General features: G+C 70.9%; 11 protein-coding genes. 4 read left to right on the top strand and 7 right to left on the bottom strand.

Features of this window, described 5'->3' with window-relative positions:
- Positions 1-58: 58 nt before the first annotated feature.
- The 5 genes from glpK to NNW99_RS32540 all read right to left on the bottom strand — a co-directional run bounded on the left by glpK (position 59) and on the right by NNW99_RS32540 (position 6,458).
- Entirely contained in the window at positions 59-1,579 is a 1,521-nt protein-coding gene (gene glpK / locus NNW99_RS32520) for a glycerol kinase GlpK (protein WP_215122717.1), read from the bottom strand.
- A 19-nt stretch (positions 1,580-1,598) separates the two neighbouring features.
- Positions 1,599-2,393, bottom strand: coding sequence for an MIP/aquaporin family protein (locus NNW99_RS32525; protein ID WP_215122718.1), 795 nt, complete (start codon positions 2,391-2,393; stop codon positions 1,599-1,601).
- Between the two features lie 601 nt (positions 2,394-2,994).
- A complete protein-coding gene (locus NNW99_RS32530; RefSeq protein WP_215122719.1) occupies positions 2,995-4,665 on the bottom strand; it encodes a bifunctional diguanylate cyclase/phosphodiesterase in 1,671 nt (556 codons plus the stop codon).
- 180 nt (positions 4,666-4,845) lie between these two features.
- On the bottom strand, positions 4,846-6,036 hold the full coding sequence (locus NNW99_RS32535) for a lipid-transfer protein (protein WP_215122720.1): 1,191 nt from the start codon (positions 6,034-6,036) through the stop codon (positions 4,846-4,848).
- The gene (locus NNW99_RS32540; RefSeq protein WP_215124534.1) at positions 6,033-6,458 is read right to left on the bottom strand and encodes a Zn-ribbon domain-containing OB-fold protein; all 426 of its coding nucleotides are present in this window, start codon (positions 6,456-6,458) and stop codon (positions 6,033-6,035) included. The genes NNW99_RS32535 and NNW99_RS32540 overlap by 4 nt, the downstream gene beginning before the upstream one ends.
- Positions 6,459-6,587: 129 nt before the next feature.
- Between NNW99_RS32540 and NNW99_RS32545 the strand changes: the two genes are divergently transcribed.
- A complete protein-coding gene (locus NNW99_RS32545) occupies positions 6,588-7,397 on the top strand; it encodes a M15 family metallopeptidase (protein ID WP_215122721.1) in 810 nt (269 codons plus the stop codon).
- A gap of 47 nt (positions 7,398-7,444) precedes the next feature.
- Positions 7,445-7,981, top strand: a complete 537-nt coding sequence (locus NNW99_RS32550) for an NUDIX domain-containing protein (protein ID WP_215122722.1) — start codon at positions 7,445-7,447, stop codon at positions 7,979-7,981.
- Positions 7,982-7,983: 2 nt separating this feature from the next.
- Here the strand turns inward: NNW99_RS32550 and NNW99_RS32555 are convergent, their stop codons facing one another.
- A complete protein-coding gene (locus NNW99_RS32555; protein ID WP_215122723.1) occupies positions 7,984-10,350 on the bottom strand; it encodes a TIM-barrel domain-containing protein in 2,367 nt (788 codons plus the stop codon).
- A gap of 211 nt (positions 10,351-10,561) precedes the next feature.
- On the opposite strand from NNW99_RS32555, the gene NNW99_RS32560 reads away from it, so the two are divergent.
- Together NNW99_RS32560 and NNW99_RS32565 are read left to right on the top strand one after the other, a co-directional pair.
- On the top strand, positions 10,562-12,529 hold the full coding sequence (locus NNW99_RS32560) for an acetoacetate--CoA ligase (protein WP_215122724.1): 1,968 nt from the start codon (positions 10,562-10,564) through the stop codon (positions 12,527-12,529).
- Positions 12,530-12,709: 180 nt separating this feature from the next.
- Positions 12,710-13,600 (top strand): hypothetical protein, encoded by an 891-nt coding sequence (locus NNW99_RS32565; protein WP_215122725.1) that lies wholly within the window; start codon positions 12,710-12,712, stop codon positions 13,598-13,600.
- 70 nt (positions 13,601-13,670) lie between these two features.
- Here NNW99_RS32565 and ptsP read toward each other — a convergent pair whose 3' ends face one another.
- The gene (gene ptsP / locus NNW99_RS32570; RefSeq protein ID WP_215122726.1) at positions 13,671-15,341 is read right to left on the bottom strand and encodes a phosphoenolpyruvate--protein phosphotransferase; all 1,671 of its coding nucleotides are present in this window, start codon (positions 15,339-15,341) and stop codon (positions 13,671-13,673) included.
- Between the last annotated feature and the right edge of the window lie 70 nt (positions 15,342-15,411).

Here is a 15,411-nt window from a genome sequence, read left to right on the forward strand (position 1 = left end):
ACCCCCGCCGACAGGGGTACGGGCCGCGGACCGGAGACGAGGCCCCACGCGCGCGTGGTCAGCTCTCGCCGTCCTCCTCCCAGCCGAAGCTCTTCTCCACGGCCTTGCGCCAGTTGTGGTACTCGCGGTCCCGCACCGACGCCTCCATCGACGGCGTCCACTCGACGTCCTTCTGCCAGTGAGCCTTGAGCTCGTCCAGGTCGTTCCACACCCCGGTGGCCAGACCGGCCGCGTACGCGGCGCCCAGACAGGTCGTCTCGGAGACCTTGGGCCGCACCACCGGAACATCGAGCACGTCCGCCTGGTGCTGCATGAGCAGATTGTTCTTCGTCATACCGCCGTCGACCTTCAGGGTGGTGATCTGCACCCCCGAGTCCTGGTACATGGCGTCCACGACCTCGCGCGTCTGCCAGCTCGTCGCCTCCAGCACCGCACGCGCGAGGTGTGCCTTGGTGACGTACCGGGTCAGCCCGGTGACCACGCCACGCGCGTCGGAGCGCCAGTACGGCGCGAACAGGCCCGAGAACGCCGGCACGATGTACGCGCCGCCGTTGTCCTCCACGCTCGCCGCCAAGGGCTCGATCTCGTCGGCGGTCCGGATGATGCCGAGCTGATCGCGGAACCACTGGACCAGCGCGCCCGTTATGGCTATCGACCCCTCCAGACAGTAGACCGGCGCCTCACTGCCGATCTTGTAGCCCATCGTGGTCAGCAGACCGCTCTTCGACGGCACCGGGCGGTTGCCGGTGTTGAGCAGCAGGAAGCTGCCCGTGCCGTATGTGTTCTTCGCCGTGCCGACGTCGTAGCAGGCCTGGCCGAACACGGCAGCCTGCTGGTCGCCCAGCGCCGAGGCCACGGGCACTCCGGCGAGCTGGCCGACAGCGGTGCCGTACGTCTCGGCGGAGGAGCGGATCTCGGGCAGCATCGCTTCGGGGATGTTCATCGCGGAGAGGATCGAGGAGTCCCACTGGAGGGTCTCCAGGTTCATCAGCATGGTGCGGCCCGCGTTGGTCACGTCGGTGACGTGCTTCCCGCCGTCGGTGCCGCCCGTGAGGTTCCAGATCAGCCAGGAGTCCATCGTGCCGAAGGCGATCTCACCGCGCTCGGCACGCCCCCGCAGGTCGGGCACGTTGTCGAGCAGCCAGGCGGCCTTGGGTCCGGAGAAGTAGGTGGCCAGCGGCAGCCCCGTCTGCTCGCGGAACCGGTCCTGCCCGTCCGAGCCGCCCAGCTGGTTGCACAGCGCCGCCGTCCGCGTGTCCTGCCACACGATGGCGTTGTGCACCGGCTTTCCGGTCGCCCGGTCCCACAGGAGGGTCGTCTCGCGCTGGTTGGTGATCCCGAGCGCGCTCAGCTGGTCGGCGCGCAGCCCGGCCTTGGCGATCGCCCCGGCCACCACTGCCTGCACCTTGGACCAGATCTCGGTGGCGTCGTGCTCCACCCAGCCGGGTTTGGGAAAGATCTGGCGGTGCTCGCGCTGGTCGACGGCGACGATCGCACCGTCCTGGTTGAAGACGATGCAGCGGCTCGACGTGGTGCCCTGGTCGATCGCTGCGACGTACTTCTCGGCGTTGTCCGTCATGGCTACCCCTTGGGCTGGTTCAGAAGGCTGCGTTGTAGATGACGCCACCCAGCAGTCCGCCGATCAGTGGGCCGACGACGGGGATCCACGAGTACCCCCAGTCGGACGTTCCCTTGTTCGGGATCGGCAGGACGGAGTGGATGATGCGCGGGCCGAGGTCACGTGCCGGGTTGATGGCATAGCCCGTGGGACCACCCAGGGACAGGCCGATGCCGACGACCAGGAGGGAGACCAGAAGGATCACGATGCCGGACCCGTAGATGCCCTGGCCGCCGGGGATCAGTCCGATGCCGATGCCCTCGACCTTTCTGTTGTTGCCCACCATGGCGAGGAGGGGCAGCACCAGGGCGATGGTCGCGAGGATCTCGGTGACCAGGTTGGCCACCGGGTTCCGGATCTCGGGGATCGTCGAGAAGATGCCCAGCGTCGGAAGCGGTTCGTCCGCCGTGCCCTCCGTGGTCCCCGTCTTTCGCACATTGGCCTGGAACTGGGCGAAGTACACGAGGTAGCACAGCACGGCCCCGATCATGGCGCCGGTCAACTGACCCAGCAGGTAGATCCAGACCTTGTCCCACACGCCCGTGTCGACGGCGAGTCCGAAGGTGACGGCCGGGTTGAGCTGCCCTCCGGAGAGGGGAGCGGCGGTGTAGGCGCCCGCCAGCACACCGAACCCCCAGCCGAACGCGATCACCACCCATCCGGCGGCGCGCGCTTTCGAGAATCTGAGAGTGACGGCGGCACACACGCCGGCGCCGAACAGGATCAGGATCGCCGTGCCGATCATCTCGCCGACGAAGATGTCTCCGTTAGTCATGGCGGCTCCTAGGCCGTGGCCCGGGACGCTCCGCCCCGGTCCTCACGTGCAGGGTGCGATTCCCATGGCGACTTCAGCCGGAGGCAGGGAGATCCCGCGATCCCGTGCCCCGCCCGGCATCCGTGACGAGCGTGCCGTCGCAGCCGAATCGCCCGTGAAGGAAAGGGCTTTGGCGCAGGCGCGCCCGCGCGCCGCAGTGCCGGAATACGCCGAGTATGTACGGCGATGTCGACTGACACCGGAAGTGTTCACCGGCACCCAAGGGGCGTCAAGGTCGCCGACCGCAACGGTTGACGGCCATATGACGGCGGCCGGGCTCCTGCCGGGCCGGGTGGCCGGTTGCACGGCCTGACGGCGCCCGGTCGGGTCGTTGTTCAGATCTGGTCGGGGCCACGCGTGGCCTGGGGAGCCGCGCGAGGCTCTGCTGGTGGTGTCCGGCCTCCGCTGAGCTCCGCCGTCGGCACTCGCCCAGCCGCACCTGACTCCTCGCTTGCTAGCCACCAGCATCCACCTGACCTGGCGGTTTCTCAACCGCACGACCGGAGCCCCCAGGAGGGGCCGTACGGACCCTCGGAGCCCAGTACCTGTCTCGGTCCTTCCCTTACCTGGTGTACGCCCCTGAGCTGCCGCCGGTCTCCGCCGTCCCGCACCCCGCGGACGCCGCTGCCGGCTCGGCGCCCCGGCGGGTCTCGTGTCCGGGCAGGCCCGCACGGCCCAGCACCCAACTCGCCCCGCGCAACGACTTCGCCGCCTTCTTCAACGGTGCCAGGCAGGCCGCCGCCTGCCGGTGGTCCGTCACAGTGCCCGGCGCGCACAGCACCGTGGCGAGCGACAGCGTGACCGGCCGGCCTCCCGCCGACCAGGGGGAGTCCAGCACGGAGGCGGCCAGCGGATCGAGACCCTCCGGATCGGCGAGCACCAGGAAATCGTCCCCACCGATGTGCCCCACCCGCGCGCTGTCCGTCGCGGCCTGTTGCAGCGCCCGTCCGACCGCCCGGATCAGCTCGTCCCCGGCCGCGAAGCCGGCCCCGTCGTTGATCTGCTTGAAGTGATCGACATCCAGCCAGCTCAGCGCGAACGGCCGCCCGGCCGCGATCCGCCGGTCCACCTCACCGGTGATCGCGTCCGAGCCGGGCAGACGCGTCAGCGGATTCAGCCCCGCCGCTTCCTCCACCCGTGTCTCGGCCAGCGCGCGCACCAGGTCCGCGAGCCGTACGACTCCCACGCACCGCCCGTACTCGTCCACGACGGCCACGTCGTCCGACGTGCGGTCCCGCCCTCCGACCGCCACCACGTCCAGGACCTCCCAGGCGGTGGCGTCGACGCCCACCGTCCGCGGTGGGTCGCCGAGCTTCGCCGCGGGCCGGTCTGCGTACAGGGCATGGCCGTAGCGCGCCGACATCGACAGCAGGAAGCGGGACCGGTGCACCGACCGGACCGGCACCCCCGCGGCGTCCACGAGCAGGACTCCTGACACATCAGGCGACCCCGTCAGCAGTGCTCGCACCTGACCCGCCGAAGCCGTGGCGGGCAGCAGCGCCGCGGGCCGCACGAACTCCCGCACCGACGGCCCGGACCGCGGCACGGCCACCGCGGCGGGGGAGCGGGGCGGGACGTAGACGTCCGCCGCGGGCAGCCGCGCGGGCGGCGCGAACAGTTCGCCCTGCGCCAGCTGCGCCCCGGCCGCCAGCGCCGCCGCGCACTGGCCTTCGGTCTCCACGCCCTCAACCGCCAGAAGCGCCCCCAGTTCGTCGCACAGCGTCCGCATCGACCGCACCACGGCCGGCCGCGCCAGCAGCGACGCGTCCAGCTTCACCAGGCCGGGCGCGAGGTCCGAGAGCAGCCGCAGCGGCACGTCGCCGTCCCCGACACCGTCCGCGCAGATCCGGAAGCCCTCACCGCGCAGCGCGGTCACCGCCTCCAGCAGCGCCTGCTGCGGCACATGCGTGTACGGCGGACAGACATCGATCGTCACCTCCCACGGCAGCCGTCCCGCCTCGCGCACGGCGGCGTGCAGCGAAGGGAGACCGCCGAGGTCGGCGAGGGTACCGGCGAACACGTTGACGAACAGCGGAAGCAGGGTCTCCTTGCGCACCGCCGCCCGGACCGCCGCCACCGCCAGCCGGCAGTCGAGCTCGGGATCCCGGCGGGCCTCGGCCAGGATGTCGCCGGTCTCCGGGCGGGCGAGTATCTCCAGCCCCGCGACCGCGCCGGTCGTCAGATTGACCACCGGCTGGAAGGCGAAGCGGAGAGTATCCGTCCAGGAGTGCACGGCAGCATGATGACTCCACCGGCGCACGCCCGAGCGCAGTTCATGAGACGTTCACGCAGGATTCCGGCGTGGTCACACAGCGTAGGACCGAGCCCCGTCGCGGCCGCACGACCAGCTCCCCTACGACGGCACCGCGCTCGCGGCATCGCGTCCACGGCACCGCGTTTCACGGCCCGGTGATCACCGCACCGCGATCACCGCCGACCCATGCCCGAACAGCCCTTGGTTCGCACTGATACCCACGCGCGCCCCCGCGACCTGCCGGTCACCCGCAGCGCCCCTCAACTGCCAGGCCAGCTCGCACACCTGGGCAATCGCCTGCGCCGGCACGGCCTCGCCGAAGGAGGCCAGTCCACCGCTCACGTTCACCGGTATTCGCCCGCCCAGCGCCGTCGCCCCGTCCCGCAGCAGCTTCACCCCCTCGCCCTCGCCGCACAGCCCCAAGTCCTCGTACCACTGCAACTCAAGAGCCGTGGACAGGTCATAGACCTCGGCCAGCGACAGATCCTCCGGTCCGACTCCCGCTTCCTCGTAGGCCGTCCGGGCGATCGACCTCCGGAACGTCTCGCCGGGCGGATCCACCGCCACCGCGGAGTCCGTGGCGATGTCCGGCAGATCCAGCACGGCGTTCGGGTAACGCGGCGTCACCGTGGACACAGCCCGGATCCGCACCGGTTCCGCATGCCCGTGCCGCCGCGCGAACTCCATGCTCGAGAGCACCACCGCGGCACCGCCGTCGGAGGTGGCGCAGATGTCGAGCAGCCGCAGCGGATCGGCGACGACAGCGGAGGCGGCGACCTCCTCGGCGGTGACCGGGCTGCGGTAGCGGGCCTTCGGATTCAGCGCCCCCATCGCCGCGTTCTTCACCTTCACCTGCGCGAAGTCGTCCGTCGTATCACCGTGCAGAGCCATGCGCCGTCGGGCGTACAACCCGAAGTACACAGGGTTGGTCGCCCCGAGGATCCGGAAGCGCAGCCAGTCGGGATCGTCGGGCCGGTCCCCGCCCGCCGGGCGGAAGAACCCCTTGGGAGCGGCATCGGCCCCCACCACGAGCACCGCGTCGGCGAGCCCGGAGAGTATCTGCGCCCGTGCCGTGTCGACGGCCTGTGCCCCGGACGCGCACGCCGCGTACACGCTCGTGACCCGGGCCCCCTGCCAGCCCAGTGCTTTCGCGAAGGTGGCCCCGGCGACATACCCCGGATACCCGCCCCGCACGGTGTCCGCCCCGATGATCGAGCCGATGTCCCGCCAGTCCAGCCCGGCGTCCGCGAGCGCCGCCTGAGCCGCCGCGACGCCGTACTCGACGAAGCTCCGCCCCCACTTGCCCCACGGGTGCATGCCCACGCCGAGCACCGCCACCTCTTGCGTCATGCCGTCACCCCCGTCGGCCGCCAGTGCCACGTCGTCCAGGTCGTCTCCGCATCCTCGTGGAGCACTCCCGGCACGACCTCCGCCTCCATACCCACCGTCAGATCCGCGACGGTCACCTCGGGAGCCGCCTGTCCCAGCACCACGATCCGCTCGGCCTCCAGCTCCACAGCGATCAACGCGCACGGCTCCCACGGAAGTTCCGGATCGCTCACATAGGGTGACGGCGGTCGATACCGGCTGTCCGTGTACGACCAGACGCGCCCCCGCCGCGACAGCGCGATCTCTTCCAACTCCCCGCCCCCGCAGGAAGGGTTGCGGCAGTGATGGTCCTCACGCGGAAAGAAGACCGAGGCGCACGCGGCGCAGCGCGTGCCGAGCAGCCGGAAGGCATCACCGTCTCCGGCGAACCACCCCGCCACCACAGGTGTTCGTGTACGCGACACAGTCCCTCCCGACAGCCAAATCTGACGGAACGTCAGAAGTCTGCCACGGCAGCCCGGAATTGGGCATCCCTTCCCCGGCGGGGCCATCTCCTGATAGATGCAAGGGCCATGACACGACTGACCGCCGTGACACGCGGCCTCATCACGGTGTTCGCCGCCCTGCTGGCGGCGACCGCCTCCACCGCGACCGCCCAGGCCAAGACCGAGCCCAAGGCACCGAAGGATTTCGTGGCGCTGAGAAGCGTGGACCCGACGATCATCCAGGAGATGCGCTACGTCACCCCGCACAACTTCGTCGGCGAGCGCGTCGACGGCTACCTCCAGCCGACCTGCATCCTCACCCGCCCCGCCGCACAAGCCCTCCACAAGGCCCAGCGGAAGCTCCTACGACAGGGCTACTCACTCAAGGTGTACGACTGCTACCGACCGCAGCGCGCGGTGGACCACTTCGTCCGCTGGGCCGAGGACCTCGACGACGAGGCGATGAAGGGCGAGTTCTACCCGAACGTCGACAAGACCCGGCTGTTCGCCGACGGCTACATCGCCGAGAAGTCCGGCCACAGCCGCGGATCGACCCTGGACATCACGCTGGTGAGGCTGCCGGCGAAGCCCACCCGGCCGTACGACCCCGAAGAGCCCCTCGTGCCGTGCTTCGCGCCCAAGGGCGAGCGTTTCCCCGACAACTCGATCGACATGGGGACCGGCTTCGACTGCTTCGACACCCTCTCGCACACCCTCGACCCACGCGTCCAGGGCCAGCAGCGCGCCAACCGGCTGCTCCTCAAGAACACCCTGGAGGGTCTCGGCTTCGTGAACCTGCCGGAAGAGTGGTGGCACTACACCTACAAGCCTGAGCCCTACCCGGACACCTACTTCGACTTCCCCGTGTCCAGGAAGTCGCTCACCGGCGCCCACTGACCAGCCTGCCCGAGACGCCCTCTCCGCGATCGGCTACAGTCCGCCGCGTGTCCGAAACTCAGCACTCCAGTTCCAACTCCGCGCCGGACTCCCACTGTTCGAGCTGCGGCGCGCCCTACGGAGAGGGCGTCTCCGGCTGGCCCCGCCCCTGCCCCGTGTGCGGCGCCGTGGCCTACCGCAATCCGCTCCCGGTCGCGGTGGCCCTCCAGCCCGTCTACGACACCAAGGGCACCGCCCTGGTCGTCATCACCCGAACCGTCGCTCCCGCGCGCGGGGGCACGGCCCTGCCCGGCGGCTACATCGACGACCGGGAGGACTGGCGGCAGGCCGTCGTACGCGAACTCAAGGAGGAGACCGGCATCGACGCGGCCGCCCGCGAGGTACGCCTCGTCGACGCGATGAGCTCCCCCGACGGGCACCTGCTGCTGTTCGGTCTGCTGCCGGAACGCCCGGTCGAGAGCCTGCCGCCCTCAACCGCCACCGACGAGACGGAGGGCTGGCATCTCCTCCGCAGGGTGGACGAACTCGCCTTCCCTCTGCACACCGTGGCCGTACGAGCCTGGTTCGAGGGCCGGTACATCTGAGGTCAGCGTCCCCCGGCACCGCGGACGCGCACGGGTGAGGACGGCTCGCTCCTGCCGTCCTCACCCTCCCGCTCGACGACCACCCGCGAGTCGATCCACCGGGCGGTGTACCGCTCGATCTCCGGCTCGTCCCACCCCTCGCCCCCGTCCGGCACGACCAGCCCGCCCCCGGTCCGTCCGCGGGCGGGCGCCCACACCTCCAGTGTGAGCCTGCCGTCCTCCCCACGTACGGGAAGAACGGCACCCGCGCGCGCGAACACGGGAATGCGCGACAGGGGAGCGTCGACGAGCACCTGCGCCGGTCCCTCGTACGCCCGCTCCGTCGCCGTGTCGTACCAGCGCCCCCGCGGCAGCTGCACCGCACGCCGGTCCGCGCCAGGGGCCAGCACCGGCGCCACCAGCAGGCTGTCGCCCAGCAGGAAGGCGTCCTCGCAGTCCCGCAGCATCCGATCCTCCGGCGCGGCCCACCACAGGGGCCGCACGTACGGCGCTCCGGTACGCCGCGCCAGATGCGCCAGCGTCATGAAGTACGGCAGCAGCCGACGGCGTTCGACGAGCGCCACGCGCGCGTGCTCCAGCACCTCGGGACCGAACTCCCATGGCTCCCGGCGCCCCGCCCGCAGACTCGCGTGTGTACGGAACAGCGGCAGATACGCGCCCAGCTGGAACCACCGGAGGTACATCTCGGGCGAAGGATCCCCGTCGAAGCCTCCGATGTCCGGACCCGAGTACGGCACGCCGCACAACCCGAGCCCCGTCACCAGCGCCAAGGACGCCCGCAGCCCCGGCCAGCCGGTGGCCACGTCCCCCGACCACGCCCCGCCGTAGCGCTGCATGCCGGCCCACCCGGAGCGGGAGAACAGGAACGGCCGCTCCTGGGGCGCGAGTCTCCGCAGCCCTTCGAAGCCCGCCCTGGCCATACAGAGCGCGTACACGTTGTGGGCCTCACGATGGTCACCGCCCCGCCCTTCCAGGGAGTGCCGCGCCGAACGAGGCAGCGTCGACTCCCCGAACGCGGTGAACGACGTGGGCTCGTTCATGTCGTGCCAGAAGCCCGAGAAGCCCTGCGCGAGCCGCTCCTCGTAGAGACCGCCCCACCACTCACGCACGCGCGCGTGCGTGAAGTCGGGAAACACCGCCTCCCCGGGCCACACGACTCCCCGCACGATCTGCCCCGACGCGTCCCGCACGAACGCGTCCTCGTCCGTCCCGCGGTCGTACACGGCATTGCCCGGCAGGGCTTTGACGGCCGGATCGACGATCGACACCAGACGGACGCCGTCCCGCCGGAGTTCCTCGGCCAGCACGGGCAGCTTCGGGAAGCGGTCCTGATCGACGGTGAACACCTGATGCCCGTCGAGATGGTCGATGTCCAGGTGCACGGCATCGAGCGGCAGACCGTGCTCCACATAGCCCGCGACGATCCGCCGCACCTCCTGCTCGCTGCCGAACCCCCACCGCGCGTGCTGGTGGCCGAGCGCCCACGCGGGCGGCAGCGCGGGCGCCCCGGTGAGCGAGGCCCAGGCGAGCAGCACGCGCGCGGGGGTCCCCACCATCACCCAGCAGCGCAGCGGACCGCCGTCCATCCGCAGCTCGCTCGTCCCGCCGCGGTCGTGCCCGGAACCCGCACCTTCCTCGCCCTCCCGCAGCGTCACCGAGCCGTCCCACGAGCTGTCGTGGAACACCAGATGCGTACCGCCGTCGGACACCACCAGCTGCACCGGCATCGTGATGTACAGCGGGTCGTCACCCGGCGCGAAGGCGTGGCCGGGGTCGGTGTTCCACAGCCGATACGTACCGTCCGGCAGCCGAGGACCCGCCGCACGTCCACCCAGGCCGAAGAAGCGCGCGTCGGCAGCCACCTCCGACCGCTGCGACCAGCGCGCCGGGCCGCCATCCACCGGCTCCCACCACCGTGGCGGCAGATCTCGTCGCAGGGCCACGCCGCCGGGCGTCAGCACCTCCACCGCGCCGTGCCGCGAGACGACGACCGTCACCCGCTCGGCCACCACCCGCCAGCCGCCGTCCTTGTCCGGCTCCAGCACCGCCCTGGGATCGGGTTCCGGACAGCGGCCGGCCAACGCGTACGACGGCTCGGGCTCCGCCCCGTCCCAGCCCCAGAAGACAGCCCCGTTCACGGCGACGAGAATCCGCAGCTCCGACCGGCTGAACCGGACTACACCGCCCCCCGGCCCCGGCTCCACCTCCCGCACGGGCCCCGGCACCCGCGCACGCTCCGCCCCTCGCGACGGCAGCCCGGTGGCGTCGGCCCGCCGCCTGCGCCACGCTGCTCGTACGGTACGCACACCCTGCGCCGCCCCCACCGAAGCCACCGCTTTCACCGAACGCACCAGGTCACGACCGTTCATGCTGCTCACCCTGCCATTGACCGCGCCACGCGGGCGTGGCGTTCAACTGCCGTTCACCCGTGCCAGGACCACATCTTCACGAGGCGGACTATGTGGGACGCACCCTGGTGCCGAAGTCGATCACATGGCATTGTCCGTGCCAGCCGCTCACGCGCACACCCCAGCCCGTGCGCGGAGGACGCACACGACGCGCACAGTCCGGGAGCCGACCATGTCGACCGCTAGTCCCCAGCCGCTCTGGCAGCCAGACGCCGAGCGCATCGACCGGGCACGGATCACCAGGTTCCAGACCTGGGCCGCCGAGCACCACGGCGCCCCCGCCGAGGGCGGCTACGCGGCTCTCCAGCGCTGGTCCGTCGACGACCTGGACGCCTTCTGGAAAGCCGTCACCGAGTGGTTCGACGTCCGCTTCTCGACCCCGTACGCGCGCGTGCTCGGGGACCGGGCGATGCCGGGCGCCCAGTGGTTCCCCGGCGCGACCCTCAACTACGCCGAACACGCCCTGCGCGCGGCCGACACCCGCGCGGACGAACCGGCCCTCCTGCACGTCGACGAGACGCACGAACCACGCCCCGTCAGCTGGGCCGAGCTACGCCGCCAGGTCGGCTCCCTGGCCGCCGAACTGCGCGCCCTCGGCGTACGCCCCGGGGACCGCGTCAGCGGCTACCTCCCCAACGTCCCCCAAGCCGTGGTCGCCCTCCTCGCCACAGCCGCCGTGGGCGGCGTGTGGACCTCCTGCGCGCCAGACTTCGGCGCCCGCAGCGTCCTCGACCGCTTCCAGCAGGTCGAACCCGTCGTGCTGTTCACGGTCGACGGCTACCGCTACGGCGGCAAGGAGCACGACCGACGCGACACCGTCGCCGAACTGCGCCGCGAACTGCCCACCCTGCGCGCCGTCGTCCACATCCCCCTCCTCGGCACCGAGGCACCCGACGGGGCCCTCGACTGGTCGGCCCTCACCTCCGCCGACACGACCCCCGTCTTCGAGCAGGTGCCCTTCGACCACCCCCTGTGGGTGCTCTACTCCTCCGGCACGACCGGCCTGCCCAAGGCCATCGTCCAGTCCCAGGGCGGCATCCTGGTCGAGCACCTCAAGCAACTCGGCCTGCACTGCGACCTGGGCCCCGAGGACCGCTTCTTCTGGTACACGTCCACCGGCTGGATGATGTGGAACTTCCTCGTCTCCGGCCTGCTCACCGGCACCACGATCGTCCTCTACGACGGCAGCCCCGGCTACCCGGACACCGGCGCCCAGTGGCGCATCGCCGAACGCACCCGGGCCACCCTCTACGGCACCTCGGCCGCCTACGTCATGGCCTGCCGCAAGGCCGGCGTGCACCCGTCCCGCGACTTCGACCTCTCCACGGTCCAGTGCGTCGCCACGACCGGCTCGCCCCTGCCGCCCGACGGCTTCCGCTGGCTCCACGACGAGGTCCGCGACGACCTGTGGATCGCCTCTGTCAGCGGCGGCACGGACGTGTGCTCCTGCTTTGCCGGAGCCGTACCGACCCTCCCCGTCCATGTCGGCGAACTCCAGGCCCCCTGCCTCGGCACCGACCTGCAGGCCTGGGACCCGAGCGGCAAACCCCTCGTCGCCGAGGTCGGCGAACTCGTGGTCACCAACCCCATGCCGTCGATGCCCATCCACTTCTGGAACGACCCCGACGGCAGCCGCTACCACGACAGCTACTTCGACACCTACCCCGGCGTATGGCGGCACGGCGACTGGATCACCGTCACCTCCCACGGATCCGTCGTCATCCACGGCCGCTCCGACTCCACGCTCAACCGCCAGGGCGTCCGCATGGGATCCGCCGACATCTACGAAGCCGTGGAGCGCCTCCCCGAAATCAAGGAGTCCCTCGTCATCGGCATCGAGCAGCCCGACGGCGGCTACTGGATGCCCCTCTTCGTGCACCTGACCCCCGGAGCCACCCTCGACGAGGACCTGCTGAACCGCATCAAGCGGACCATCCGCGAACAACTCTCGCCGCGCCACGTCCCCGACGAGATCATCGAGGTACCCGGCGTCCCGCACACTCTCACCGGCAAGCGCATCGAGGTCCCGGTCAAACGCCTCCTCCAAGGCACGCCCCTGGAGAAAGCGGTCAACCCGGGCTCCATCGACAACCTCGACCTCCTGACCTTCTACGAGGACATCGCCCGCAAACGCGCCTGACCGAGGCCGTCCAGAGCCGCGTCGCGCCACTCCCCGTCACCACGGCCGTGGGCGGGGAGTGTGCGCATGACCCAAGCTGACCTGCGAATTCAGTGAACGGCCATCCTCGTCAGCCCCCATTGTCAGTGCCTGCGATTACTGTGAGTGAGCATTGATCGACTGTGCACAGGGGGAAAGACAATGGCGCACACCGACAGCCGGACCATGCGACGCGTCCTGCGCCGCGAGATCGCCGGCACCATCGGCCTGCTGACCGACGAGCACGACTTCCGAGCCATGCGCTGCTACCGCAGCTTCGCCTTCGACGACCACGCGACCTACCTCAAGCACGTGGAGGCGCTCCTCAGGACACGGACCCTGCAGGGCAGCCACACCGCGGTGGCCCTCTTCGATCCCGAGGAGTACGCCGACTTCTGCACACAGAAGAGCCTGGACCCCGACAACCCCTCGAGCCGCACCCGCTTCACGGCCCAACTCGCGGTGACAGGCCCCACCCTCCCGTACGAGGGCCAGCCCCTGGCCGACCTCCTGGCGGCCCTTGTCGACGAGGGCGTGCGGCAGGCCACCTGGGAGTACGCGACCACACTCCTGGCTCGCCTGGGCGCCTGCACATCCTGCGGCGAGGACCTCGGACGCACCGCCTTCGCCCGGGCCTCGGACCTCCTCGTCCGCATCCTCGACACGGCCCCACCCGGCGACCGGCACCTCGTCTGCAGCGTCACAGGACCGCCCGAAACCCTCATCGCCGCACTCCACGCCACCGACACGGGCGACACCCTGAAGCTGGACGAGACCGAAGCCCTCGAGTTCACCACCGTCCTGGCCCTCGGGCTGGCCACCGAAAGCCCCGGTGGACTAGTCATCCGCGCCAGCGCCCCAGCCATGCCCGACCGCGTCTACGGCTGGCGCCTGCGCGCCTACGGACTCGACCCGCTCACCGCGGGAGAGGTCTTCGACGCCTACTGCACCGACGTCGAGTCCGGCGACCTCATCTCCCCGGAATCCAACGTCGACTACTGCGAGCCGCCCGACCTCGGAGAGGAGAAGCCCGCACAGGGACACAACCACTGAAACGCGGGAGGGGCGCCCCACAAAAGTGGAGCGCCCCTCCCGGGCAGCCCAGAGGCCGACCAATCCCGGCCTACTCGCCCGACAACACCGCCTGCGCCGCGCTGCGCGCGTCCTCGGCACTGTCCGACGCACGGGCCGCCGCGGCGGCCCGCTCACACTGAGCCAGCGTGTACTTCGCCAGCGTCGCCCGGACGTAGGGAATCGACGCCGCGCCCATCGAAAGAGAGGTGACGCCCAGACCAGCCAGCACACAAGCGAGCAGCGGGTCGGACGCGGCCTCACCACAGACACCACAGCTCTTGCCCTCGGCCTTCGCCGACTCGGCGGACAGCGCCACCAGGTCGAGCAGCGCGGGCTGCCAGGGGTCCTGCAGACGGGAGACCGCACCCACCTGACGGTCGGCGGCGAAGGTGTACTGCGCCAGGTCGTTCGTCCCCAGCGACAGGAACTCGACCTCCTGCAGGATCGAACGGGCCCGCAGCGCGGCCGACGGGATCTCCACCATCGCGCCGAACTTCGCCCGCAACCCGGCCTCACGACACGCGTCCGCGAAAGCCCGGGCATCCGTACGGTCCGCCACCATCGGGGCCATGACCTCGAGATAGACCGGCAGCCCCTCCGCGGCCTTCGCGAGCGCGGTCAGCTGCGTGCGCAGCACGTCCGGGTGGTCGAGCAGCGTCCGCAGGCCCCGCACGCCGAGCGCCGGGTTCGGCTCGTCGGCCGGAGTCAGGAAGTCGAGCGGCTTGTCCGCACCCGCGTCCAGCACCCGCACCACGACACGCCCCTCGGGGAACGCCTCCAGCACCTGCCGGTACGCCGCGACCTGCTTCTCCTCGGAGGGCGCCTGCTTGCTGTCGTCCAGGAACAGGAACTCGGTACGGAAGAGACCGACACCCTCGGCACCGGCGTCGACGGCGGCCTCCACATCCGCAGGGCCACCGATGTTCGCCAGCAGCGGCACCTTGTGACCGTCCGCCGTGGCACCGGGTCCGGTCGAGGCCGCCAGCGCCGCCCGGCGCGCGGCGGCCGCGGCCTCGAGCTCAGCCTTCTTGTCCTCACTCGGGTCCACGAAGATCTCACCCGTACTGCCGTCGACGGCGATCATCGTGCCTTCGGCGAGCTCACCGGCACCTGGCAGCGCCACCACGGCCGGCACTCCGAGCGCCCGCGCCAGAATCGCGCTGTGGCTGGTCGGACCGCCCTCCTCGGTGACGAAGCCGAGCACCAGAGTCGGGTCCAGCAGCGCGGTGTCGGCAGGCGCGAGGTCACGCGCGACAAGGACGTAAGGCTCGTCGCTGTCCGGGACTCCCGGCATCGGCACGCCCAGCAGACGGGCGACGATACGATTCCGCACGTCGTCGAGGTCGGCCACGCGGCCGGCGAGGTACTCACCGGCACCCGCCAGCAGCTCGCGGTACGCGGCGAACGCGTCGTACACGCCGCGCTCGGCCGTGCTGCCGACGGCGATCCGTCGTTCCACGTCGGCCATCAGCTCAGGGTCCTGGGCCATCATGGCCTGCGCCTCGAGCACCGCCTGGGCCTCGCCGCCCGCCAGATTGCCGCGCGCCATCAGGTCGGCCGCCACAGCCTCCACGGCCTTGCGGGCGCGCCCCTGTTCACGCTCCGCCTCGTCCGCCGGGATCTGCTTCGCAGGCGGCTCGAGCACCGCCGTTCCCATATGCCGAACCTCGCCGATCGCCACACCGTGGCTCACGCCGACGCCTCGCAGCGTTGTCTCCATCTCACCCGTCTCCGATAGTGCGGCGACTCCCGCCGCCGCGTTGGTTGTTCTACTCGCCGTCCTACGACGG

It is taken from the genome of Streptomyces sp. CRCS-T-1 (assembly GCF_024442335.1).
GTDB lineage: Bacteria > Actinomycetota > Actinomycetes > Streptomycetales > Streptomycetaceae > Streptomyces > Streptomyces koelreuteriae.

Excerpts from the sequence above, each read along its gene's own strand:
- glpK (WP_215122717.1), bottom strand. The coding sequence starts at position 1,579 with ATGACGGACAACGCCGAGAAGTACGTCGCAGCGATCGACCAGGGCACC.
- NNW99_RS32525 (WP_215122718.1), bottom strand. The coding sequence starts at position 2,393 with ATGACTAACGGAGACATCTTCGTCGGCGAGATGATCGGCACGGCGATC.
- NNW99_RS32535 (WP_215122720.1), bottom strand. The coding sequence starts at position 6,036 with ATGACGCAAGAGGTGGCGGTGCTCGGCGTGGGCATGCACCCGTGGGGC.
- NNW99_RS32545 (WP_215122721.1), top strand. The coding sequence starts at position 6,588 with ATGACACGACTGACCGCCGTGACACGCGGCCTCATCACGGTGTTCGCC.
- NNW99_RS32555 (WP_215122723.1), bottom strand. The coding sequence starts at position 10,350 with ATGAACGGTCGTGACCTGGTGCGTTCGGTGAAAGCGGTGGCTTCGGTG.
- NNW99_RS32560 (WP_215122724.1), top strand. The coding sequence starts at position 10,562 with ATGTCGACCGCTAGTCCCCAGCCGCTCTGGCAGCCAGACGCCGAGCGC.
- NNW99_RS32565 (WP_215122725.1), top strand. The coding sequence starts at position 12,710 with ATGGCGCACACCGACAGCCGGACCATGCGACGCGTCCTGCGCCGCGAG.
- ptsP (WP_215122726.1), bottom strand. The coding sequence starts at position 15,341 with ATGGAGACAACGCTGCGAGGCGTCGGCGTGAGCCACGGTGTGGCGATC.